Below are 21794 nucleotides of genomic sequence, written 5' to 3'. Positions count from 1 at the left end.
CATCGTGCGTACTCGCCGAAAACGATACGCATGTGCGGCTCCATTTTCTCACCTCGGCGCCGCTGCGGCATCGACGTGTCCTGCTCTAATGGCGGTCGACTTGACGGTCAAACGCTGGCACTATTAGAACACGTTCTAGTGGGAAGCACGCTGTTCTCACCCAAACGGTAGGAGTCTACGGTGTCGGCCACCATCACTGATGAGCAGTTTGCCGCGCGCGAACTGGTCCGAAGCTGGGCATCCAGCTCGGGCGCGGTCGCGGCCGCGCGTGCCGTCGAGCGCGGCGACGCCGACGCTTGGCGTACCGCGTACCAGGGCGTGGCCGACCTGGGACTCTTCGGCGTCGCGCTGCCCGAGGAGCATGGTGGCGCCGACGGCACCGCCGAGGATCTGTTGGCGATGGTCGATGAGGCGGCTGCCGCGATGGTGCCAGGTCCCGTTGCCACGACGGCCTTGGCCACGCTCGTCCTCGGTGGCTCACACGTCGAGTTACTCGAAGCCCTGGCATCGGGGCAGCGGACGGCAGGTGTCGCGCTTTCGGCAGACCTCCGATTCGGCGACGGGCGGGCCAGCGGGACGGCGGAGTGGGTGCTGGGGGCCGATCCACAGGGCGTGCTGCTGCTGCCCGCAGGGCATACGTGGCTGCTCGTCGACGCGGCGGCCGACGGCGTGACGCTGGAGTCTTTGAAGGCCACCGACTTCTCCCGCCCGCTGGCGCGGGTGGTGCTCGACTCCGCTCCCGCGGTAGCGCTGGACGTTTCCGCCCAGCGTGTCGAGGACCTGGCAGCGACGGTGCTGGCCGCCGAGGCGGCGGGCGTGGCCCGTTGGACGCTGCAGACGGCCACCGAGTATGCGAAGGTGCGCGAGCAGTTCGGCAAGCCGATCGGCAGTTTCCAAGCCATCAAGCACATGTGCGCCGAGATGCTGCTGCGGTCTGAACAGATTTCGGTGGCGGCCAGCGACGCGGCCGCCGCTGTCGCCCATCCTGATGAGCGCCAACTCTCTGTCGCTGCTGCTGTAGCCGCGGCGACCGCCATCGAAGCCGCGAAAGCCAACGCCAAGGACTGCATCCAGGTGCTCGGCGGAATCGGCATCACCTTCGAACACGACGCGCATCTGTATCTGCGTCGCGCATACGGGATTTCACAGTTCCTCGGTGGCCTGTCGCGATGGCTGCGACGGGTCGCCGCGCTGACGGCTGACGGTGTGCGTCGCGAACTGCACATCGATCTGGACTCGGTGGCCGATCTACAGCCCGAAATCGCTTCTGCCGTAGCCGAAGTCGCTGCACAGCCAGTCGAGAAGCAGAGGGTTGCCCTGGCCGAGGCCGGGCTGCTGGCGCCGCACTGGCCGCGTCCGTACGGCAGGGAAGCGAGCCCGGCCGAACAACTGCTGATCGATCAGGAGATGGCCAGGGCCGGCGTGACCCGTCCCGATCTGGTGATCGGATGGTGGGCCGCGCCGACGATCCTCGAACACGGCAGCCCCGAGCAGATCGAGCGCTTCGTTCCTCCCACTCTGACGGGCGAGCTGTTCTGGTGCCAGCTGTTCAGCGAGCCGGGCGCGGGCTCCGACCTGGCGTCGCTGCGAATGAAAGCCGTTCGCGCCGAAGGCGGTTGGAAGCTCACAGGGCAGAAAGTCTGGACTTCGCGGGCGGATTGGGCGCAGTTCGGTGTGTGCTTGGCACGCACCGATCCCGATGCCCCGAAGCACAAAGGAATCACGTACTTCCTGATCGACATGAAGTCGCCGGGCATCGACATCAGGCCGCTGCGCGAGATCACCGGCGACAACCTCTTCAACGAAGTGTTCTTCGACGAGGTGTTCGTGCCCGACGAGATGGTCGTCGGTCAGGTCAACGACGGCTGGCGACTGGCCCGCACGACGCTGGCCAACGAACGCGTCGCGATGGCGCACGGCACCGCGCTCGGTAATCCGATGGAAGAACTGCTTCGCACCGTTTCCGAACTCGACCTCGATCCCGCCGTTGCCGATCAGTTGGGCGAGCTGATCCGGTCGGCGCAGGTCGGTTCGCTTCTGGATCAGAAGATCGCCCAGTTGATCCTCGGCGGTCAGGACCCCGGCCCACAAGCTAGCGCCCGCAAGCTGATTGGCGTGCGTTACCGGCAGACGCTCTCCGAGTTCCGGATGGAACTCTCCGAAGGCACAGGCATTGTGGAGAACACGGAAGTGCACGACTTCCTCAACACCCGCTGCCTGACCATTGCGGGCGGCACCGAGCAGATCCTGCTGACGATGGCCGGTGAGCGGCTACTGGGGCTGCCCCGCTGACTGCAGTCTGCGTCCGTAGCACCAGATCCGCCAGAACCTGTGTGTTTCCTGTGTGCAAGTGCATGATGGGTTGAGTCCGACGGCTCGGATGTCGCTCCAATCGGCGAAGGAGCACGAGATGCTGGTCAACTCATGCCTGCGGCGCCTCGCGGTAGCCATCGCGTCGGTGGCACTCTTCGCGGCCGCTCCATTGTTGTTGACCGGGAGTTCTTCGGCCGTCGCCGATCCAGGCCTGACTGTCCCGCGGCACATTTCGCCCAGCCCACTGCACCAGCGTCCAGACCGTGACGGCGACGGCTTGTTCGACGACGACGAAACCGATGTCTACGGCACCGATCCGAACAATCCCGACAGCGATGGCGACGGCGTCGACGATGGCCAAGAGGTTTACGACGGGACCGATCCCGCGGTCCCGGCCAAGGCACCTGTGCAGTGCCCGGATGGGGCTACGCCGTTGGGTGGGTTCTGCCCGACTCCGACAGCACCGAAGCCGACGCCTACCTCTGTGCAGTGCCCGGACGGAGCTACTTCGGTCGGTGGGTTCTGCCCGACGCCGACAGCACCGAAGCCGACTCCTACCTCTGTGCAGTGTCCGGACGGAGCTACTTCGGTCGGTGGGTTCTGCCCGACGCCGACAGCACCGAAGCCGACTCCTACCTCTGTGCAGTGTCCGGACGGAGCTACTTCGGTCGGTGGGTTCTGCCCGACGCCGACGCCGAAACCCTAGCGCTTCCTCCGTAACAGTCTGAGCAGTGTCGAAGTACGACTGCCGCTCGCGAATCAGACTGGGGCGCGAAACTGCGGCCAGATCGTTCTAACCTGTGTTTCCGCGATCTGCCCGCAGTTTCGAGAGGAGCCTTTCTAACTGAACGTGGTCTGCGCACACGCGTCCGGCGAGGTGATGTTCACGCCGGCGTAGACGACCTGAATGTGGGCGCAGACGATCACGTCGGCTGTCAGCATCGGCTGGCCTGTGTGCCAATCGGTGGGTTGGATCTGGCCGGTGATGAAGTACTTCTCGGGCGGCCCGCCGCCGAAGTAGATCGTGGTGATCTCGCGCGTGCCGCCTGCCTTGAAGACCCTGGTGTTCTCGGCGACGACCTGGGTCTCCAGGTAGTTGTACTTGTTCATCGAGCGCACCGTGGTGGTCTGCCGTGCCCAGAGGTCCCCTGGGAACCCTTCGACCCCGTCGCCGTCGCGGCGTTGCGCCTGCGTCGTGAAGTAGCACTGCTTGTCAGGTAGTGGACAGTTCAGCGTGGTGTGCATCTCCAAAGCGGTGCCGTCGGGCAGCGGGATGGAGGAGTCGCCATTGTTGGTCGCGGCCGACGAAACCGCTGGCATCCAGAGCGCAACCGTCGTCACGCCCGCGCAGAACGACCCGACAAGACTGCTCAACCGCTTCGTCACGTTGCTTCCCTCCGGGGCCGGCTCGGCGGCGACATCCAACTTCGGTGCGGCGAATGGTAGCCCGCGCTCACTCGTCGTAGGTGACTTCGACGGAATCCGACCGCGGATGGGCCTGGCAACCCAGGATCAAGCCCTCGTCGAGATCCTGCTGCTCGAGCACATCGTTGACCTCCATCTCCACCTCGCCGCTCTTCTTCAGTACCGCGCACGCACCGCAGTGCCCCTCGCGGCAGGAGAACGGGGCGTCGAGACCCTTGTCCAGCAGGACGTCGAGCAGCTTCGCGTTACGCGGCCACCGCACCTCGTGGCGCTGGCCGTCGAGCATGACGATGGCCGTCGCCGGTCCCTCGTCGCTGTCGTCCTCCTCGATGACTACCGCCGCGAAGGGGTCGGACTCCAGCGACTTGAACACCTCGATGTGGATCTTGTCCGCGGCCGCGCCAGAGTTCTGCAGCGCCTCCTCGGCCGCTGCCATGAACGGCCCTGGGCCGCAGATGTAGGCGTCGCGGCCGATATACGGCGCGGCAAGGCCGGCCAGCGCCGCCGCGCTCGGCAGCCCCTGGACGGTCTCCAGCCAGTGCACAACCGTCAACCGGTCCGGGTACTTGGCCGCCAGCTCGCGCAGCGCACTGCCGAAAATCACCGACTTCTCATCGCGATTGGCGTAGATCAACACCACCTTGCCGCTGCCCTCGGCGAGCGCGGATTTGAGGATGGCCATCATCGGGGTGATGCCGCTGCCGGCCGCCATCAGCAAGAAGTCCTGATCCAGCGTCTTGGGCACGAACGTGCCCGACGGCGCCAGCACGTGGATCTTCATGCCGGCATGCGCGTGGTCGCACAACCAGTTCGACGCATACCCGTCCACAGTGCGTTTGACGGTGACGGTCAACGGGTCGCCGGTGAACGGGGAGCTGCACAGCGAGTAGCAGCGGGCCACCGAACCCGTGCGGTCGCTTGGCACCCGCAGCGTCAAGAACTGCCCCGGCGAGTACCGCAGCCGATCGGCGGGGATGTCGACACCGTCAGGCACGGCGAACACCAGTGACCGCGCATCGTCGGTCTCCTCGACGACATCGGCCACTTGCAGCTCGAGCACGTGGCTACCAAGCGGCTCGTCGGTCACTAGCGGCGCCCTTCCTAGTCAAAGATCCGGTTATAACTAGAACAGGTTACAGAAATGCATGTGTCCAGGTCCAGCCGCCGCAGATACACCCTGCTCGACACAAATCGTAACGTGTTCTAATCTTCTTCCAGGTCCGTACTCTCGGGAGGCAAAGCAGTGACGTCCATTGAACAGGGTGACGTGCAGTCGGTCCTAGCCGGCATCGACGACCTGTTACCGCTGATCGCCAAGAGAGCCCAGGCGACCGAAGATCTGCGTCGACTGCCCGACGAAACCGTTTCCGAGCTCGTTGAGGTGGGCTTCTTCAAGCTGCTCCAGCCCGAGCAGTGGGGCGGCCTGCAGTGCGACCCGACGGTGTTCTACGAAGCCGTGCGGCGCATCGCGACGGCCTGTGGTTCCACCGGGTGGGTCAGCTCGATCATCGGCGTGCACAACTGGCACCTCGCGCTGTTCGACCAGCAGGCCCAGGAAGAGGTCTGGGGCGACGATCCGTCGGTGCGCATCTCCTCCTCGTACGCGCCGATGGGTGCGGGCACCGTGGTTGAGGGTGGCTACTTGGTCAACGGCTCGTGGAACTGGTCCTCGGGCTGCGACCACGCCACGTGGGCGTTCCTCGGCGGCCCGGTCATCAAGGATGGTCGGCCGGTCGACTTCGGTAGCTTCCTGATTCCGCGCACCGAGTACCGCATCGACGACGTCTGGCACGTCGTGGGTCTGCGCGGCACTGGCAGCAACACGGTCGTCGTCAAGGACGTGTTCGTGCCGCGGCACCGCTTCTTGTCGTACAAGTCGATGAACGACCGCACCGCGGGCGGCCTCCAGACCAACACCGCACCGGTCTACAAGATGCCTTGGGGCACAGTGCATCCGACGACCATCTCGGCGCCGATCGTCGGCATGGCGTATGGCGCCTACGACGCCCACGTCGAGCACCAGGGCAAGCGGGTGCGCGCCGCATTCGCGGGGGAGAAGGCCAAGGACGATCCATTCGCCAAGGTCCGGATCGCCGAGGCGGCCAGCGACATCGACGCCGCGTGGCGTCAGCTGATCGGCAACGTCGGTGACGAGTACGCACTGCTCAAGGCGGACAAGGAAATTCCGTTCGAACTGCGCGCCCGCGCCCGTCGTGATCAGGTGCGCGCCACCGGCCGCGCCATTTCGTCGATCGACCGGCTCTTCGAGGCGTCCGGTGCCACCGCGTTGAACAACGACGCTCCGGTGCAGCGGTTCTGGCGCGATGCGCACGCCGGTCGGGTGCACGCGGCCAATGACCCCGAACGCGCGTACCTGATCTTCGGGAACAACGAGTTTGGGCTGCCACCGCAGGACACGATGGTCTGATGACATCGTTCGCCGCCGAAACCGCTCAACAGCAAGAGATCACCTTCGAGTCGACCTCCCGCTACGCGCAGGTTCGCGACGATATGCGGCTGCATTATCACGAGGCCGGCGTTGGCAACGACAAGACGGTCGTGCTGCTACACGGGGGTGGACCTGGTGCCTCGAGTTGGTCCAACTTCGGGCGCAACATCAGCGTGCTGGCACAGCATTTCCACGTGCTCGCCGTCGATCAGCCCGGCTACGGCCACTCCGACAAGCACACCGAGCACGAGCAGTACAACCGCTACAGCGCCACAGCGCTGCTGAATTTGTTCGATCACCTCGGCATCGAAAGTGCTGACCTGATTGGCAATTCGCTCGGCGGCGGCACCGCGGTACGGTTCGCGTTGGACAACGGCAGGCGCGCGGGCCGGCTGGTGCTGATGGGCCCGGGCGGGCTTTCGGTGAACCTGTTCGCACCCGACCCGACCGAGGGCGTCAAGCTACTTGGCAAGTTCTCCTCCGAGCCCACCCGCGAGAACCTCGAAGCGTTCCTGCGAATCATGGTGTACGACCAGAAGCTGATCACGCCCGAGCTGGTTGACGAACGCTTTGCGATCGCCAGCACACCGGAATCGCTGGCCGCGACGCGCGCGATGGGAAAGTCGTTCGCCGGCCCCGACTTCGAACTCGGCATGATGTGGCGCGAGGTGTACAAGCTGCGCCAGCGGGTACTGCTGATCTGGGGTCGGGAGGACCGGGTGAATCCGCTCGACGGCGCGCTGGTTGCCCTCAAGCAGATCCCCAAGGTCCAGTTGCACGTGTTCGGCCAGTGCGGACACTGGGCACAGCTGGAGAAGTTCGACGAGTTCAACAAGCTGACTGTGGATTTTCTGGGAGGCGGGTCATGAGTATCCGGTCACTTGGCTACCTGCGGATCGAGTCGACGGACGTCGCGGCGTGGCGTGAATACGGCCTCAAGGTGCTCGGCATGGTCGAAGGCAAGGGGCAGACCGAGGGCGCGCTCTACTTGCGGATGGACGAATTTCCGGCGCGGCTGGTGATCATCCCAGGCGAGAGCGACCGCCTGCTGGAGTCCGGTTGGGAATGCGCGAATGCCGAAGGGTTGCAAGAGATTCGCAACCGACTGGATCTCGAAGGCACGCCTTACAAAGAGGCCACCGCGGCCGAACTGGCTGACCGCCGCGTCGACGAGATGATCCGATTCCAGGATCCGTCCGGCAACTCCCTCGAGGTTTTCCATGGCGCTGCGCTGGAGCACCGCCGCGTCGTCAGCCCCTACGGACACAAGTTCGTCACCGAGGAGCAAGGCCTTGGCCACGTCGTACTGACCACTCGCGACGACATGGAGTCGTTGCATTTCTACCGCGATGTGCTGGGGTTCCGGCTGCGTGATTCGATGCGGCTGCCACCGCAGCTGGTTGGCAGACCTGCAGACGGGCCGCCCGCATGGTTGCGATTCTTCGGCATCAATCCCCGCCACCACAGCCTCGCGTTCATGCCGGGTGAGACACCCAGCGGCATAGTTCATTTGATGGTCGAGGTCGAGAATGCCGACGATGTCGGGCTGTGCCTGGACCGAGCGCTGCGCCGCAAGGTACCGATGTCGGCCACGCTAGGCCGCCACGTCAACGACAAGATGCTGTCGTTCTACATGAAGACTCCCGGCGGCTTCGATGTCGAATTCGGTTGCGAAGGGCTCGAAGTCGAAGACACTGACTGGGTGGCCCGCGAAAGCACCGCGGTCAGCCTGTGGGGTCACGACTTCAGCGTCGGCTTCAAGAGCTAGCTGACCAGCGCTCGCGCGAGGAATATCGAATTGATTAAGGAACCGCTCGACCCTCGCACATTCCGAAATGTGCTGGGGCAGTTCTGCACCGGCATCACCGTGATCACCACCATGCACGATGGCGCTCCGATCGGCTTCGCCTGCCAGTCATTTGCGGCGTTGTCGTTGGACCCCCCGCTGGTGCTGTTCTGCCCGACCAAGGTGTCGCGGTCATGGCAGGCGATTGAGACCAGCGGGCACTTCTGCGTCAACGTGCTGCATGAGAAGCAGAAGGACGTCTCGGCGCGGTTCGGCTCCAAGGAACCCGACAAGTTCACCGGACTCGATTGGCGCCCTTCGAAACTCGGTTCGCCGATCATCGACGGGACGCTGGCACACATTGATTGCACCGTGCATTCGGTGCATGACGGCGGCGATCACTACGTCGTCTTCGGCGCGGTGCACTCGTTATCGGATGTGCCGCACAAGAAGCCGCGGCCGCTGCTGTTCTATCGCGGCGAGTACACCGGGATTGAGCCCGACAAGAACACTCCGGCTCAATGGCGCGACGATCTCGAGGCGTTTCTCACCGCGACCACCGACGACACCTGGCTTTAGATACAGCCCGCCGCACACGGGTCGGCCACCGGAAGCGAATCCGGCGGCGGGACGTTCGGATCGACCGGCTGCAATTGGGTGACGTCGATGTCATGATCCAAATCGGGTGCGACCGGGATGAACTTGCAGAAGTAACTGATCGCCAGCTCGCACGGGCTGTCGTTGGGATCGGCATTCGCCGGGCCGGCTAGGAGCATACCTGCAGCGAGCGCTGCCACCGCGGCGACCGCCGTCCTCATCAGCATCGGCTCACCTTACGCTGGATCGCTGCGACCGGGGCGGCGTCTACGCCCCACGGGTCAAAGTCCCAGCTTCTGTTCGACGAACTCCACGATGGCCGCAACCACTTCGCGATGCACAGTCTCGTTGAGGATGTCGTGATGTGCGCCGGGAAATTCCAGGAGCTGCAGCGGCTCTATCTGCTCGGCGTAGGCGCGCACCGGGTCGATGGGCGCGATTGGATCGTTGACTCCGTGCACCGCAAGGGTCGGCACCGCAAGCTTGGGCAGCTCCGCCCCAAACCTGTCCCACGCCCTGTCGAGTTCACGCGCCAGCGGTTTGCCGTCCGCGTCGACGAACGCCAGCGGATCGTTTTCGAGCGAGTCGAGATAGAACGGATCGCCGGACAGCCAGCCGGGGTCCAGGTCGAAAGATGTGTCTGCGTCCAGCATTTCAGGTATGGGGACCAGTGGGGCACCGGAGATGATGCCCGCCTGGTAGCGCTCCGAGTGATCTAGTAGTCGGAACAGAGCGACGACCGCGCCGAATGAATGCCCTTGCGCGATCAGCGGCAATCCGGGCTGCTCGCGCTCGGCGAGCTCGGTCAGTGCCCCGCCCAGCGCGGAGCTGTCCTCGATCGAACCGAAGTCACCGCGGTCGCCGGGGCTGAGCCCGTGGCCGAATTGATCGACGGCCCACAGATCGATGCCGGCAGAATTGAGCGCGAAGCCGTAGCGGTGGTAGACGCCGGTGTGCTCACCGAAGCCGTGCAAGAAGATGATGGCGGCGCGGGGCTCGGCGGCAGCCCAGTGCCGGTAGTAAGCGGGGCCCTTGGGGTGCTCGATGAACGGCATCCCTTGACTGCACCAAGCTGCGGCTCGAACCGCAAGGCTTCGGATCACGCCGTTAGCGATTTCGGCGTGGAGTCAGGCGCCGAGCGCGCCGCGCCGACCGTAACAAATCACGTCAGACTAGTCACTGACCCCGGCCGAGCAGGACGTCGCGCTGTTGGTGCACGCGATCGCGAATCGCGTCTACGACAGCCGAGACCTCGGGCCTGCGTAGGGTCTCGGCGCGGGTGACCAGCCAGTAGGTCAACTGGATGGCCACCGTGTCGGGCAGGACACGCACTAGGTCGTCGTGGCGGTCGGCCATGAAGCAGGGCAACAGGCCGATGCCTGCGTTGGCCCGGGTCGCTTCAACGTGCACGAAAACGTTTGTGGACGTCACCGATTCGCGCATCGCGGGGGCAAAGCTTGTCGCGATATCGAGATCGTCGACCTGCAACATCGAGTCGATGAAGTAAACCAACGGATAGCGGGTGAGGTCTGCGATGCTCGTTGGTGTGCCGTGCTCGGCGAGGTAGGTTTGCGATCCGTAGAGCCCGAGACAGTAGTTGCCAAGCCGAATCGCCTTGGCGCGATGCACCTTTGGCTCTCCAACGACGATCTCGACGTCGAGGCCGGACCGCTGCTGGGTGGCCCGCCGGGTAGCGGCGACGATCTCGACCGCCACCTTGGGATGCCTGCGCTGTACCTCAGCGGCGGCAGGTGCTGCGATGTACGCGCTGAACCCGTCTGTCGCCGAGATTCGCACCACGCCTTCCAAGGTGCGCACACCGCCAGGGTCGACGGTGAGGGAGCGGACCGCGGACTCGACGGCCTCTGCTGCGGACAGCGCCTCGCGGCCGAGGTCGGTGAGCTCCCATCCGCCCGCGACGCGTGCGAGAACGCGGCCCCCGATCGACTGTTCCAGTGCGGCGATGCGGCGCGAGATCGTCGTGTGGTTGAGACCCAGCTCCTCGGCCGCGGTGTTGTAGCGCCCGGATCGGCCCACGGCCAATAGCACCAACAGATCGTCGGCGCTCGGCCGGCGACCAGGCGAGGGCAGGGGCATGTCAGCCATATCTGCATTTTTGCAGATACCTCCTGCAGATTTGACCATTGCATCGGCCCGGTATCTGCATGAATACTCACGGCAGATCTGTGTCCGCCATCACATATGAGGCAGGAGTGTGCGATGAGTGTCCGCGACGACACACGGCAGGTAAGCGATCAAGCCGGGTCGATCACCACAGGGCTGAAGCGCGTGGTGGCGGCCTCGATGGCCGGCACCGTCGTCGAATGGTACGAGTTCTTCCTCTACGGCACCGCCGCCACGTTGGTGTTCAGTAAGGTGTTCTTCGCCAAGGGGGACAGCGACCTCGACGCGATCCTCGCCGCGTTCCTCACCTACGCAGTGGGCTTTGCCGCGCGCCCGATCGGCGGCGTGGTCTTCGGCCACTTCGGTGACAAGTACGGGCGTAAGAAACTGCTGCAGTTCAGCCTGCTGCTCGTCGGCGCCGTGACGTTCCTGATGGGCTGTCTGCCCACGTTCGGCCAGGTCGGCTACTTGGCGCCGGCGCTGCTCGTCGTGCTGCGGTTTCTTCAGGGCTTCGCCGTCGGCGGCGAGTGGGGCGGTGCGGTGCTGCTGGTCGCCGAACACAGTCCCAATCGGAGTCGTGCGTTCTGGGCCAGCTGGCCGCAGGCCGCAGTGCCGGTTGGCAACATGCTGGCCACGGTCGTGCTTCTCGTGCTGACGACGACGCTCACCGATGACGCGTTCCTGTCGTGGGGCTGGCGGGTCGCGTTCTGGCTGTCGGCCGTCGTCGTACTGATCGGCTACTACATCCGCACCAAGGTCACCGACGCACCGATCTTCGTCGCCGCCCAGCAAGAGGCCGAACGGGTCAAAGCCGTCTCGTATGGCGTGTTCGAAGTGTTAAAGCGCTATCCCCGTGGCGTTTTCACTGCAATGGGTCTACGATTCGCCGAGAACATCATGTACTACCTGGTGGTCACCTTCTCGATCACCTACCTCAAGGTTCAGGTCCACGCCGACACCAGCGACATCCTGTGGTGGCTGCTGGCCGCTCATGCTGTTCACTTCGTTGCAATTCCTTTGGTGGGCAAGCTGTCCGACCGGGTCGGCCGTCGGCCGGTGTACTTCGTCGGTGCGCTCGCCGCCGGAACCTGGGGCTTCTTCGCGTTCCCGATGATGAATAGCGCCAACTACCTCGTCATCATGGGCGCGATCATCATCGGGTTGATGATCCACGCGATCATGTACGCGCCACAGCCCGCGATCATGGCCGAGATGTTCCCCACCCGCATGCGGTATTCCGGTGTGTCCCTTGGCTATCAGGTCACGTCGATCGTCGCGGGCTCGCTCGCCCCGATCATCGCGGTCAAACTGCTCGAAATCTACGGCTCCTCGCTGCCGATCGCGCTCTACTTGGCCGGCGCCGCGGTCATCACCCTTGTCGCGGTGTACTTCACCCGCGAGACCAAGGGCATCGATCTGGCTGCGGTGGATCGCGCCGACCGCGAGGACCTCGCCAAGGTGGCCGGCGCATGACCGATCTCGACGGTCGCACGGCGTTGGTCACCGGCGGCGCGAGCGGGATCGGGGCGGCCTGCGCCAGGGAGCTCGCTACCCGCGGCGCCACGGTCACCGTCGCCGACGTCGACGCTGCCGGTGCCAAGGATCTGGCCCACGCTATCGGCGGGCAAACCTGGGCGGTGGACCTTCTCGACGTCGCATCGCTGGAGAACGTGCAGCTGGACAGTGACATTCTGGTGAACAACGCCGGAGTGCAAAGCATCAATGCGATCGCCGACTTCCCGCCCGACAAGTTCCGCATGATGCTGGCGTTGATGGTCGAGGCGCCTTTCCTGTTGATCCGGGCGGCGCTTCCGCACATGTACCGGCAGAAGTTCGGCCGCATCATTAACATCTCCTCGGTGCACGGCATTCGCGCCTCCGAGTTCAAGGTCGCCTACGTCACCGCCAAACATGCGCTCGAGGGCCTGTCCAAGGTGACCGCGCTCGAGGGCGGCCCGCATGACGTGACGAGCAACTGTGTGAACCCCGGATATGTCCGTACCCCCCTGGTGACCAAGCAGATCGCCGACCAGGCCCGCACGCACAACATCCCCGAGGACCAGGTGGTGGCCGAAATCCTGCTGAAGGAGAGCGCGATCAAGCGGCTGGTTGAACCGGAAGAGGTTGCCGCCCTTGTCGGTTGGCTGGCCTCACCGGCCGCCGGCATGGTGACCGGAGCGTCGTACACGATGGACGGTGGGTGGAGCGCCCGATGACACCTGCTGTCGATGTTCCTCAGTGGCAGCCTACGGACAGCGATATCGCTGACGCGCGGGTGACCGACTTCGCGGAATTCGTGCACAACCGTACCGGCCCGGCATTGCCGGACTACCAGTCGCTGTGGCAATGGTCGGTCGACGACCCCGCGACATTCTGGGGCGCGCTGTGGGAGTACTTCGAGCTCGGCGACCCGCCCGATCGCATACTCGACAACGACGAGATGCCGGGTGCGCGGTGGTTTCCCGGTGTACAGCTGAACTACGTCGACCAGATCGTGCGCAACGTACGCACCGACCGGGCCGCCATTTTGCACGTCAGCGAGGATGGAGCTGTCAACGAACTGTCGTGGCGTGAATTGCTCTCTCGGGTAGCCGCATTCGCGCAGACGCTGCACTCGCACGGTGTCCAGCCGGGCGATCGCGTCGTCGGATATCTGCCGAACATTCCCGAGGCGGTCATCGCGTTTCTCGCAACCGCGAGCATCGGGGCGATCTGGAGTGCATGCGGCCAGGACTATTCCGCCAAGGCAGCGCTGGATCGACTTGGCCAGTTGGAGCCCATCGTCCTCGTCACGTCCGAAGGATATCGATACGGCGGTAAGGACCACGACAAGCGCGCAGACGTCGCCGCGCTGCAGGGTGGCCTGCCGACACTGCGCGCCACCGTCCTGGCATCGGAGCTGACCGCGCAAAGCGACACTGAACTCGAGACGGTTCCTGTCGATTTCGATCATCCGCTGTGGATCCTGTTCTCCTCGGGGACCACCGGACTGCCGAAAGGCATCATGCACGGGCACGGCGGCGTCGTGCTAGAACACCTGAAAGCGATTGCACTGCAATCGGATATCGGTGCCGACGACACCTTCTTCTGGTACACCAGCCCGAGCTGGATGATGTGGAACTTCCAGGTCGCCGGGCTGTTGGTCGGTGCGACGATCGTCTGCTACGAGGGCAGCCCGAACCATCCAAAGCCGGACGCATTGTGGGACATTGCGGCTCGCGTTCGCGCGACGGTGCTGGGCACCAGCCCGGGATACGTACTGGGTTGTGCGAAGGCCGGCGCCGTGCCGCGCACCGAACACGACCTGTCGGCGTTGCGGACCGTCGGCATCACCGGTTCGTCGCTGCCGCCGTCGTCGTCGCTGTGGCTGCGAGACAATGTTGGTGACCGCGTTCAGGTGGCCTCGATCAGCGGCGGCACCGACGTCGTGTCGGCCTTCATCGGCGGGGTGCGCACCGTGCCCGTGTGGCCGGGGGAACTGTCCGCGCCATACCTGGGCGTCGCGCTGGACGCGTGGGACGAATCGGGCAAGCCCGTACGTGGCGAGGTCGGCGAGCTCGTCATCACCAAGCCGATGCCGTCGATGCCGATTTCGTTCTGGAACGACGAGGACGGATCCCGTTACCGCAGCGCCTATTTCGAGATGTTTCCGGGAGTCTGGCGACACGGCGACTGGATCACGATCACCGATCACGACAGCATCATCGTGCACGGACGCTCCGACTCGACGCTGAATCGCCACGGCATCCGCATGGGCAGCGCCGACATCTACCAGGCTGTTGAGCGGCTGCCGGAGATCGCCGAGGCGTTGGTGATCGGCGCCGAGCAACCCGACGGCGGATATTGGATGCCGCTCTTCGTGGTGCTCACCGAAGACGCCGAGCTGACCGACGAGCTGCGCGACCGCATCAAGCGGACCATTCGCGACGAGGTTTCACCGCGGCACGTGCCCGACGAAATCATCGTCGCCCCAGGCGTTCCGCACACGCGCACGGGCAAGAAGCTCGAGGTGCCGATCAAGAAGCTGTTCCAGGGTGCTGACGCGGCGAAGGTTGTGGAGAAGAGCGCCGTCGATGATCCCGCGCTGCTGGACTGGTACGCCAACATGAAGCGCTAGGCGATCGCTCACACCCGCCGCGGGTGCTGTTGCAGTGATCCCCAGAATCCAGCGATTGCAGCCGCGATTTCGTCGACATTCACTTGCAGCGGTCCGAGATGCCCTGTGCCACTGACGGCTACGACGCGGCAATCCGACATCGTCGTGGCGGCCGCTTCGGCGTCGGTGGGCCGCCAGCGCTGGTCACGAAGGTCGCCGGTGATGAATAGGGTCGGAACGGTGACGGCAGGAAGTTTGTCGTTAAGCGATCGCCAGGTGTGCATGTATCGGATCGTGCGCCGTATCGATTCACGGTCCGCCTGCACGAAGGTGTTGATCATCTCTGCAGACCGCTCTGGTTGTGCTGCAATCGCTCGTGCTGAACCAGATCGAACCGCTAGAGCCAGGACCCGATACGGCGCAGCGCTTCTTCGATATCCGATGTCGGGCCTGCGAACGACAGCCGGACAAACGACCCGCCGCGCACGGTGTCAAAGTCGATGCCGGGCGCGATGGCAACGCCGGTGTCGTTCAACAGCTTCGAACAGAATGACAGCGAGTCTGTCGTGAGATGCGAGACGTCGGCGTAGACGTAGAACGCACCGTCGGTCGGGGCCAGCCGGTCAATGCCGATCGAACGCAATCCGTCGAGCAGCAGCTGGCGGTTGGCCGCGTAGTGATGCAGAAGCGCGTCGGCCTCGGCAATCGACTCCGGCGTGAACGCCGCGACCGCGGCGTACTGCGGCAGCACCGGCGGACAGATGGTGAAGTTTCCGGTCAGACAGTCGATCGCGCGCTGCAATTCCTTCGGCACCAGCAGCCAGCCCAGCCGCCACCCGGTCATCGCGAAGTACTTCGAAAAGCTGTTGACCACTACGGCATTTTGCGATGTCTGCCATGCGCAGCTGGTCGCAGGTGCACCTTCATACACCAGTCCGTGGTAGACCTCGTCGCTGATCAGCCGCGCGCCGGTCGACTCGCACCATGACGCAATCGCCGCCAGCTCCTCGGGCGGGATCACAGTGCCTGTCGGGTTGGCCGGGCTTGCCACGATCACGCCCTGCACCGGAGGATCCAGTTCGGCGAGCATCTGCGCCGTCGGTTGGAAGCGGCTCTCGGGCCCGCAGGGCATCTCGACGACCTCACAACCGAGCGCCGAGAGGATGTTGCGGTAGCAGGGGTAACCGGGGCTGGAGATGGCCACCCGATCGCCGACGTCGAAGCACGCGAGAAACGCCAGCAGGAAACCACCGCTGGAGCCGGTGGTGATCACCACGTCATTGGGGTCAACTACGAGGCCGTGCCGTTCCATATATGAGCTCGCGATTGCGGTGCGCAATTCGGGGATGCCCAAGGCGACCGAGTAACCGAGCGGCCCGCTGTCCAACGCCTCCTTCGCGGTCTCCCGCACCGCCTTGGGTGCGCCCGCGCTTGGCTGGCCGGCAGACAGGTTGACCAGGTCGCCGTGCGTGCGTTTGCGCTCCGCGGCGGCGAGCCAGACGTCCATCACATAGAACGGCGGTATCCCTGCCCGCAGCGCAACGCGATCACTCATCACTGCAGGCTAACAACGGCGATATGGGAGGGTTTTACGCATGGCGCAGGAGCACTTCGCGATCAACAGGGCATGGTGGGATGAACGCGCACCAGCACATGCGAGTTCGCCGGATTACGCGGTGGCCGAAATCATCGCAGACCCGACTCGGCTGTCGGACGTCGTCCGGTTCGACATACCCCGCCTCGGTGACATCAAGGGGCAGCGGGGAATCCATCTGCAATGCCATATCGGTACGGACACGATCTCTTTGCAGCGCCTCGGCGCCGTGATGACGGGCCTCGACTTCTCGGCGGAATCGATAGCGATCGCCCGGCGCATCGCCGCCGACGCCCGCGCCGATGTCACCTTCGTCGAAGCCGACGTCTATGACGCGCCCACCGTCGTGGGCGGCGGGTTCGGCTTTGTGTTCACCGGCATCGGAGCACTCTGCTGGCTACCCGATGTCCGGCGATGGGCAAGGACGGTCGCAGAATTACTGCGCCCCGGTGGCAGGCTGTTCTTGCGCGAGCTCCATCCGATGATGCTGGCCTTCGATGAACAGCGAACGGACGAATGGGTATTGCGCTACTCGTATTTCGAGCAGCCAGAACCGGGCCTCTTCGACGCGCCGGGAACATACGTCCACACCGATGCCGAGTTCGGCCACAACCAGGTCAGCGACTGGAGCCACGGGATCGGAGACGTCATCACCGCGATCCTCGAGGCGGGCTTGGAGCTCACCATGTTCGTCGAGCACGACTCCGCGCCGAACGAGACGCTTCCGGGTCGCATGCATCGAGACGACGGCGAATGGCGCCTCATCGAGCACCCGGAGCGGCTCCCGCTGAGCTACACGCTGCAGGCCGTCAAGCGCTAGAACACTTCTGATTCGAGCCGACGCAGGTGCTCCCGCGGCGGTCCGAGCAGCTGCGCGCTGCCGTGCGCGCGCTTGAAGTACAGCTGGATGTCGTGCTCCCAGGTGATCGCGATCCCGCCGTGCATCTGGACGGCTTCCGCGGCCACTTTCGTAAACGCCTCGCTGGCCGACACCCGCGCCAGCGCAGCCGAGGTCGCCGACGGCTCGGCGACCGCGTCGTTGACGACCGCGCGCGCGGACTGCACCGCCACATACAGGTCGGCCATCCGGTGCTTGAGCGCCTGGAAACTGCCGATCGGGCGGCCGAACTGAACGCGGTCCTTGGTGTATTCGACGGTCAGATCCAGACACTTCGCGGCCGCGCCCATCTGTTCGGCGGCCAGCAGGATCGCGGCGGTGTCGGCGAGCCCGGGGTCGGTACCGATGTCGGTCGTCTCGGTGGGTTCGACGCGCGCGAGTCGACGCGTCTTGTCCATGGCCTCGACGCGATGAGCGGTGAAAGTCGACCATCGGCGCAACGTCGTACCGTCCGCAGCGATCACGATGTCGGCGGTATCGCCGTTGACCACATAGTCGGGGTCGAAGACGACTGTGCCGATCGACGTGCCCTCGGCCAACCGTTCCAGCACGTCGGTGTCCGGCTCGTCAGATGCCAATAGCGCGAGCTCGGCGAGCGTGGTGCCGAACAGCGGAGTGGGCACCAAGGCCTTGCCGAGCTCCTCGAGCACCACGGCGGCATCCGCAAGCTCACCGCCGGCTCCGCCCAACTCCTCCGGCACGACAAGCGCAGCCGCACCGACTTGCTCGCACAACAACTTCCACAGCGACTCGTCGTAGCCGCGTTCAGATGCCATCGCGGCCCGCACGGCCGCCGGCGACGCGTGCTTGTCGACCAAAGCCGCGACGGTCTCCCGCAGCAGTTCCCGTTCTTCTGTCACTAGAGGGCCTCCAAAACTCTGCGCCGGTGCGCGGTCGGGTCGCCCCACGCCGACCGCAGGGCCTGCACCCGCAGCAGCCACAGTGAAAGGTCATGTTCCTGCGTAAACCCGATTGCCCCATGCGTTTGCAGCGCTGACCGTGCCGCAAGCAATGCCGCATCAGACGCGGCCGCCTTGGCAGCGCTGACATCGCGCGCGGTGGCGTCTGAATAGTCGGCCAGCGAGAGCGCCGCTCCGTACACCAACGGCCGCGCCAACTCGAGCGCAATGTGCACGTCGGCCAGCTTGTGCTTGATCGCCTGGTAGGTGCCGATCACCGTGCCGAACTGGCTGCGCTGCTTGGCGTATTCGACCGAAGCGTCGAGCAGCGCCTGGCCCGCACCGACAAGCTCTGCGGCCGTGGCGAGTGCACCGAATTCGTAGGCCCGCGCGACATCGGCAGACTGCGCGTCACCGGAGGTGCTGACGTCGAACAGCTTTCGGCTCGGGTCGACGGACTCGTGCTGCTCACCGCGACTGCCGTCACGTACCTGACCGTCAGCGGCGACCAGAATGAGCCCCGCCGCATCCGCATCCACGGCCCGGGGCGCCTGCGGCGGCAGCGCGACGGTAGCGATCAGTTCACCCGACGCCAGCGCAGCCGACCGCTCGTCGTCGGCCAGTAAAACCGGTGCTACCGCAATGGATTCAGCGACTGGACCAGGCACACACCAGCGGCCCAGCCGCTCAACGGCGACTACAAGGTCAACGGGATGCGCCTCGATGCCGTCGTAGCGCTCTGGCACAGTCAGCGCGGTCACGCCGAGGTCAGCCAGCTGCGCCCACACCTTGCGGCCTGGCGCGGTGTCGCCCGCGGCCCAGGCGCGCACCGCGGCGGGCAGATCGGCAGCGGCCAGCGCAGCGTCGATACTGGCCGCGAAGTCGCGCTGCTGGTCATCCAAATCGAATCTCATAGTTTACTTTCGGGGTAGTCCCAGCAGGCGTTCGGCGATGATGTTGCGCTGAATCTCGTTGGTGCCCGCGTAGATCGGACCGCCGAGTGCGAACAGCAGGCCATCGGTCCACGCGTCCACGAGCTCGCCGTCGGCACCCCGCATGTCCAGCGCGGTCTGGTGTAGCGCGACATCGAGCTCCGACCAGAAGACCTTCGTCACCGACGACTCGGCTCCGAGCTCACCACCCGCGGCCACTCGCGTCACCGTTCCGAAGGTGTGCAGGCGGTACGCCTGCGCTTTGATCCACGCATCGGCCACCCGGTCGGTGAACGCCGGATCGGGGTTCGCCTTCCATTGCTGGACAAGCCGTTCGGCCGGTGCCAGGAAGCGGGCCGGGCTGCGCAGCGACATGCCGCGCTCGTTGCTCGACGTGCTCATTGCTGCGCGCCAGCCCTCGTGCACCTCGCCGATCACGTCATTGTCGGGGACGAACACGTCGTCGAGGAAGATCTCACCGAACCCAGTGTCGCCGCCCAGCTGTGCGATGGGTCGGACCGTGATGCCGTCGGCTTTCAGATCGAACATGAAATAGGTCAGACCGCGGTGACGCTCGGCCGACAGGTCCGAACGGAACAGTCCGAATGCCCGCTCGCCGAACGGCGCCCGCGAACTCCAGATCTTCTGGCCGTTCAACAGCCAGCCACCGTCCGTCTTCGTCGCGGTCGAGCGCAGTGATGCCAGATCGCTGCCCGACTCCGGCTCAGACCACGCCTGCGCCCAGATCTCCTCGCCGCTGGCCATTTTCGGCAGCACACGATCGAGCTGTTCCTCGGTGCCGTGCGCGAACAACGTCGGCGCGAGCATCGATGTGCCGTTGGCGCTGGCCCGACCCGGGGCGCCCGCGCGGAAGTATTCCTCTTCGTATACGACCCACTGCAAGAGAGTGGCGTCGCGGCCGCCGTACTTGTCGGGCCACGTGATCACCGACAGCCCGGCATCGAAAAGCACCTTGTCCCACCGCCGATGCTGTTCGAAGCCCTCCGCGGTGTCATACGACTTGGTCGGGAACGAGTCTCTGTTGGATGCAAGGAATTCGCGCACCTCGGCCTGGAACGCCAGTGTCGCGTCGTCGAAATCCAGATCCATTACGCTCTTTCCCTCTGCGTCTTCTCTCTCAGAACCGGTTTGACCACCTTGCCGCCAGGGTTCCGTGGAAGCACATCGAGGAACTCCACCGATTGCGGCGTTTTGAACTTCGCCAAATGCTCACGCGTGTAGGCGATGACCGTGTCCTCGTCAAGCATCGCACCCGGTTTCACCACGACAAAGGCCTTGCCGACCTCGCCGAGGCGGTCGTTCGGCACTCCGATCACCGCGGACTCCGCGACGCCGTCCAGCCTGGCCAGCACCTGTTCGACCTCGGCGGGGTAGACGTTGAATCCTCCGCTGATGTACATGTCCTTGAGTCGATCCGTGATGCTGAGATTGCCTGCGGCGTCGAGCTTTCCAACGTCACCGGTATGCAACCAACCGTCAGCATCGATCGCGGCCGCCGTCGCCTCCGGGTCGTCGAGGTAGCCCAGCATGACGTTCGGTCCGCGCAGCAGCACCTCATCGTGCTCGCCGATGCGAAGTTCAAAGTCCGCAATCGGGCGGCCGCATGTAGTGGCGACGGTGACAGGGTCGTCATCGGCGCCGCACATGGTGCCGAACCCGTTGGCCTCGGTCAGGCCGTAGGCGGTCAGCACGATGTCGAAGTCCAACTCGCTCTGCATGCGCTCGATCAGAACCACGGGTACTACGGCTGCGCCCGTCACCGCGAACCTCAGCGAGGTCAGGTCGTAGTCGCCGCGCTTGGGGTGGTCGAGCAGCACCTGGTAGATGGTCGGCGGTCCGGGCAGCACAGTGATCCGGTGCTCCTGCACCGCCTGCATCGCGGCTTCGGGGTCGAACGTCAGCTGTGGAAGCAGGGTCGCCCCGGTCTGCAGGCACGCCAGGATGCCGGCCTTGTAGCCGAAGTTATGGAAGAACGGGTTGATGCAGAGGTAGCGGTCATCGCTGGTGATCTGGCCGCACTCCGCCCACGCCGCCGAACCGGCGAGCGACTGCCGATGCGCACACAGCGCGCCCTTGCTGCGGCCGGTGGTGCCGGAGGTGAACAGGATGTCGGAGACGTCGTCGGGCGTCACCGCGGCGGCCCTGGCGTCGGCCGCATCGACGTTCGCGCCGTGCGCCATGAACTCGTCCCAGGTTCCGTCGTCCTTGTCGACCGGCACCCGCACGATGTGGCGCAGCGCGGGCAGAGCGTCGCGGTCTAACGACGCGGATTTGTCGGCGCCGAGGAACTCGCCCGACGCGAACAACAGCGGAGCACCGGTGCGCGTCAGGATGTCGGTGGCTTCGCTGGCGGTGTAGCGGGTGTTCAACGGCACGAGCACGCCGCCGGCATAGGTCGTGGCCAGGCATGCCACCACCCAGTGCCAGGTGTTCGGCGACCAGATCGCGACCCGGTCCCCGGCGCCGACGCCCAGCTCGATCATGGCCGCTGCGGCCCGGCGAACCTCGTCGCGCAACTGCGCGTAGGTCAGCCGCCGATCCGGGGTGACCAGCGCGTCATGCTCGGAGAACTGGTCGGCTTTCCGGTCCAGGACCTGCGGAATGGTCCTACGGTCGTCCCCTGCCCTGCGGTCGTGGGCCCACGCCATTGATGCTCCTCT

At 65.1% G+C, this 21794-nt stretch carries 22 protein-coding genes; 10 read left to right on the top strand and 12 right to left on the bottom strand.

The features are described from left to right. Positions 1–180 precede the first annotated feature (180 nt). Complete coding sequence (locus tag MYCSM_RS28205; protein WP_015309590.1) at positions 181–2292, top strand: acyl-CoA dehydrogenase; 2112 nt, start codon at positions 181–183, stop codon at positions 2290–2292. 130 nt (positions 2293–2422) lie between these two features. Here the strand turns inward: MYCSM_RS28205 and MYCSM_RS28200 are convergent, their stop codons facing one another. After that, the gene (locus MYCSM_RS28200) at positions 2423–2674 is read right to left on the bottom strand and encodes a hypothetical protein (RefSeq protein WP_041312790.1); all 252 of its coding nucleotides are present in this window, start codon (positions 2672–2674) and stop codon (positions 2423–2425) included. On the opposite strand from MYCSM_RS28200, the gene MYCSM_RS28195 reads away from it, so the two are divergent. Beyond that, positions 2591–3019 carry a hypothetical protein gene (locus MYCSM_RS28195; protein ID WP_442928548.1) on the top strand — a complete coding sequence of 143 codons (429 nt, stop codon included), beginning with the start codon at positions 2591–2593 and terminating at the stop codon, positions 3017–3019. The genes MYCSM_RS28200 and MYCSM_RS28195 overlap by 84 nt on opposite strands. Positions 3020–3153: 134 nt before the next feature. On the opposite strand, the gene MYCSM_RS28190 is transcribed toward MYCSM_RS28195, so the two are convergent. Continuing rightward, positions 3154–3633, bottom strand: coding sequence for a hypothetical protein (locus tag MYCSM_RS28190; protein ID WP_157681533.1), 480 nt, complete (start codon positions 3631–3633; stop codon positions 3154–3156). A gap of 133 nt (positions 3634–3766) precedes the next feature. Then, complete coding sequence (locus MYCSM_RS28185; RefSeq protein ID WP_015309587.1) at positions 3767–4825, bottom strand: ferredoxin--NADP reductase; 1059 nt, start codon at positions 4823–4825, stop codon at positions 3767–3769. A 156-nt stretch (positions 4826–4981) separates the two neighbouring features. On the opposite strand from MYCSM_RS28185, the gene hsaA reads away from it, so the two are divergent. From hsaA to hsaB, 4 genes are read left to right on the top strand one after another with little or no spacing between them, the layout of a single operon-like run. Further along, a complete protein-coding gene (hsaA, locus tag MYCSM_RS28180) occupies positions 4982–6166 on the top strand; it encodes a 3-hydroxy-9,10-secoandrosta-1,3,5(10)-triene-9,17-dione monooxygenase oxygenase subunit (protein WP_015309586.1) in 1185 nt (394 codons plus the stop codon). Next, a complete protein-coding gene (hsaD, locus tag MYCSM_RS28175) occupies positions 6166–7056 on the top strand; it encodes a 4,5:9,10-diseco-3-hydroxy-5,9,17-trioxoandrosta-1(10),2-diene-4-oate hydrolase (protein WP_015309585.1) in 891 nt (296 codons plus the stop codon). Before hsaA ends, hsaD begins: the two co-directional genes overlap by 1 nt. Next, positions 7053–7955: an iron-dependent extradiol dioxygenase HsaC gene (hsaC, locus tag MYCSM_RS28170; RefSeq protein WP_015309584.1), complete on the top strand. Its 903-nt coding sequence runs from the start codon at positions 7053–7055 to the stop codon at positions 7953–7955. Before hsaD ends, hsaC begins: the two co-directional genes overlap by 4 nt. Before the next feature lie 33 nt (positions 7956–7988). After that, positions 7989–8552 (top strand): 3-hydroxy-9,10-secoandrosta-1,3,5(10)-triene-9,17-dione monooxygenase reductase subunit, encoded by a 564-nt coding sequence (gene hsaB / locus MYCSM_RS28165; protein WP_198345128.1) that lies wholly within the window; start codon positions 7989–7991, stop codon positions 8550–8552. Here hsaB and MYCSM_RS28160 read toward each other — a convergent pair. The 3 genes from MYCSM_RS28160 to MYCSM_RS28150 all read right to left on the bottom strand — a co-directional run bounded on the left by MYCSM_RS28160 (position 8549) and on the right by MYCSM_RS28150 (position 10667). Further along, complete coding sequence (locus MYCSM_RS28160) at positions 8549–8797, bottom strand: hypothetical protein (protein WP_015309582.1); 249 nt, start codon at positions 8795–8797, stop codon at positions 8549–8551. The genes hsaB and MYCSM_RS28160 overlap by 4 nt on opposite strands. A 54-nt stretch (positions 8798–8851) precedes the next feature. Next, positions 8852–9625 (bottom strand): alpha/beta hydrolase, encoded by a 774-nt coding sequence (locus MYCSM_RS28155; RefSeq protein ID WP_015309581.1) that lies wholly within the window; start codon positions 9623–9625, stop codon positions 8852–8854. A 121-nt stretch (positions 9626–9746) separates the two neighbouring features. Then, the gene (locus tag MYCSM_RS28150; protein WP_015309580.1) at positions 9747–10667 is read right to left on the bottom strand and encodes a LysR family transcriptional regulator; all 921 of its coding nucleotides are present in this window, start codon (positions 10665–10667) and stop codon (positions 9747–9749) included. A gap of 123 nt (positions 10668–10790) precedes the next feature. On the opposite strand from MYCSM_RS28150, the gene MYCSM_RS28145 reads away from it, so the two are divergent. Genes MYCSM_RS28145 through MYCSM_RS28135 form a run of 3 tightly spaced genes read left to right on the top strand, consistent with a single transcriptional unit; the run spans position 10791 to position 14811 of the window. Beyond that, entirely contained in the window at positions 10791–12167 is a 1377-nt protein-coding gene (locus MYCSM_RS28145; protein WP_015309579.1) for an MFS transporter, read from the top strand. Continuing rightward, positions 12164–12910, top strand: a complete 747-nt coding sequence (locus MYCSM_RS28140) for a 3-hydroxybutyrate dehydrogenase (RefSeq protein WP_015309578.1) — start codon at positions 12164–12166, stop codon at positions 12908–12910. Before MYCSM_RS28145 ends, MYCSM_RS28140 begins: the two co-directional genes overlap by 4 nt. Further along, positions 12907–14811 carry an acetoacetate--CoA ligase gene (locus MYCSM_RS28135; protein ID WP_015309577.1) on the top strand — a complete coding sequence of 635 codons (1905 nt, stop codon included), beginning with the start codon at positions 12907–12909 and terminating at the stop codon, positions 14809–14811. The genes MYCSM_RS28140 and MYCSM_RS28135 overlap by 4 nt, the downstream gene beginning before the upstream one ends. 8 nt (positions 14812–14819) lie before the next feature. On the opposite strand, the gene MYCSM_RS28130 is transcribed toward MYCSM_RS28135, so the two are convergent. Both MYCSM_RS28130 and MYCSM_RS28125 read right to left on the bottom strand, forming a co-directional pair. After that, positions 14820–15131: an alpha/beta fold hydrolase gene (locus MYCSM_RS28130; RefSeq protein ID WP_051073829.1), complete on the bottom strand. Its 312-nt coding sequence runs from the start codon at positions 15129–15131 to the stop codon at positions 14820–14822. Between the two features lie 56 nt (positions 15132–15187). Further along, positions 15188–16345: a pyridoxal phosphate-dependent aminotransferase gene (locus tag MYCSM_RS28125; protein ID WP_015309576.1), complete on the bottom strand. Its 1158-nt coding sequence runs from the start codon at positions 16343–16345 to the stop codon at positions 15188–15190. A gap of 40 nt (positions 16346–16385) precedes the next feature. On the opposite strand from MYCSM_RS28125, the gene MYCSM_RS28120 reads away from it, so the two are divergent. Continuing rightward, positions 16386–17204 carry a class I SAM-dependent methyltransferase gene (locus MYCSM_RS28120; protein WP_015309575.1) on the top strand — a complete coding sequence of 273 codons (819 nt, stop codon included), beginning with the start codon at positions 16386–16388 and terminating at the stop codon, positions 17202–17204. On the opposite strand, the gene ipdE2 is transcribed toward MYCSM_RS28120, so the two are convergent. From ipdE2 to fadD3, 4 genes are read right to left on the bottom strand one after another with little or no spacing between them, the layout of a single operon-like run. Beyond that, the gene (ipdE2, locus tag MYCSM_RS28115; RefSeq protein WP_015309574.1) at positions 17201–18142 is read right to left on the bottom strand and encodes an acyl-CoA dehydrogenase IpdE2; all 942 of its coding nucleotides are present in this window, start codon (positions 18140–18142) and stop codon (positions 17201–17203) included. The genes MYCSM_RS28120 and ipdE2 overlap by 4 nt on opposite strands. Further along, the gene (locus MYCSM_RS28110; protein WP_015309573.1) at positions 18142–19095 is read right to left on the bottom strand and encodes an acyl-CoA dehydrogenase family protein; all 954 of its coding nucleotides are present in this window, start codon (positions 19093–19095) and stop codon (positions 18142–18144) included. Before MYCSM_RS28110 ends, ipdE2 begins: the two co-directional genes overlap by 1 nt. A 3-nt stretch (positions 19096–19098) precedes the next feature. Beyond that, positions 19099–20223, bottom strand: coding sequence for an acyl-CoA dehydrogenase family protein (locus tag MYCSM_RS28105; protein WP_015309572.1), 1125 nt, complete (start codon positions 20221–20223; stop codon positions 19099–19101). Further along, positions 20223–21782 carry a 3-((3aS,4S,7aS)-7a-methyl-1,5-dioxo-octahydro-1H-inden-4-yl)propanoate--CoA ligase FadD3 gene (gene fadD3 / locus MYCSM_RS28100; RefSeq protein ID WP_015309571.1) on the bottom strand — a complete coding sequence of 520 codons (1560 nt, stop codon included), beginning with the start codon at positions 21780–21782 and terminating at the stop codon, positions 20223–20225. The genes MYCSM_RS28105 and fadD3 overlap by 1 nt, the downstream gene beginning before the upstream one ends. Between the last annotated feature and the right edge of the window lie 12 nt (positions 21783–21794).

The sequence above is a fragment of the Mycobacterium sp. JS623 genome, from assembly GCF_000328565.1.
GTDB lineage: Bacteria > Actinomycetota > Actinomycetes > Mycobacteriales > Mycobacteriaceae > Mycobacterium.
This window is presented reverse-complemented; position numbering and strand designations above follow the sequence as displayed.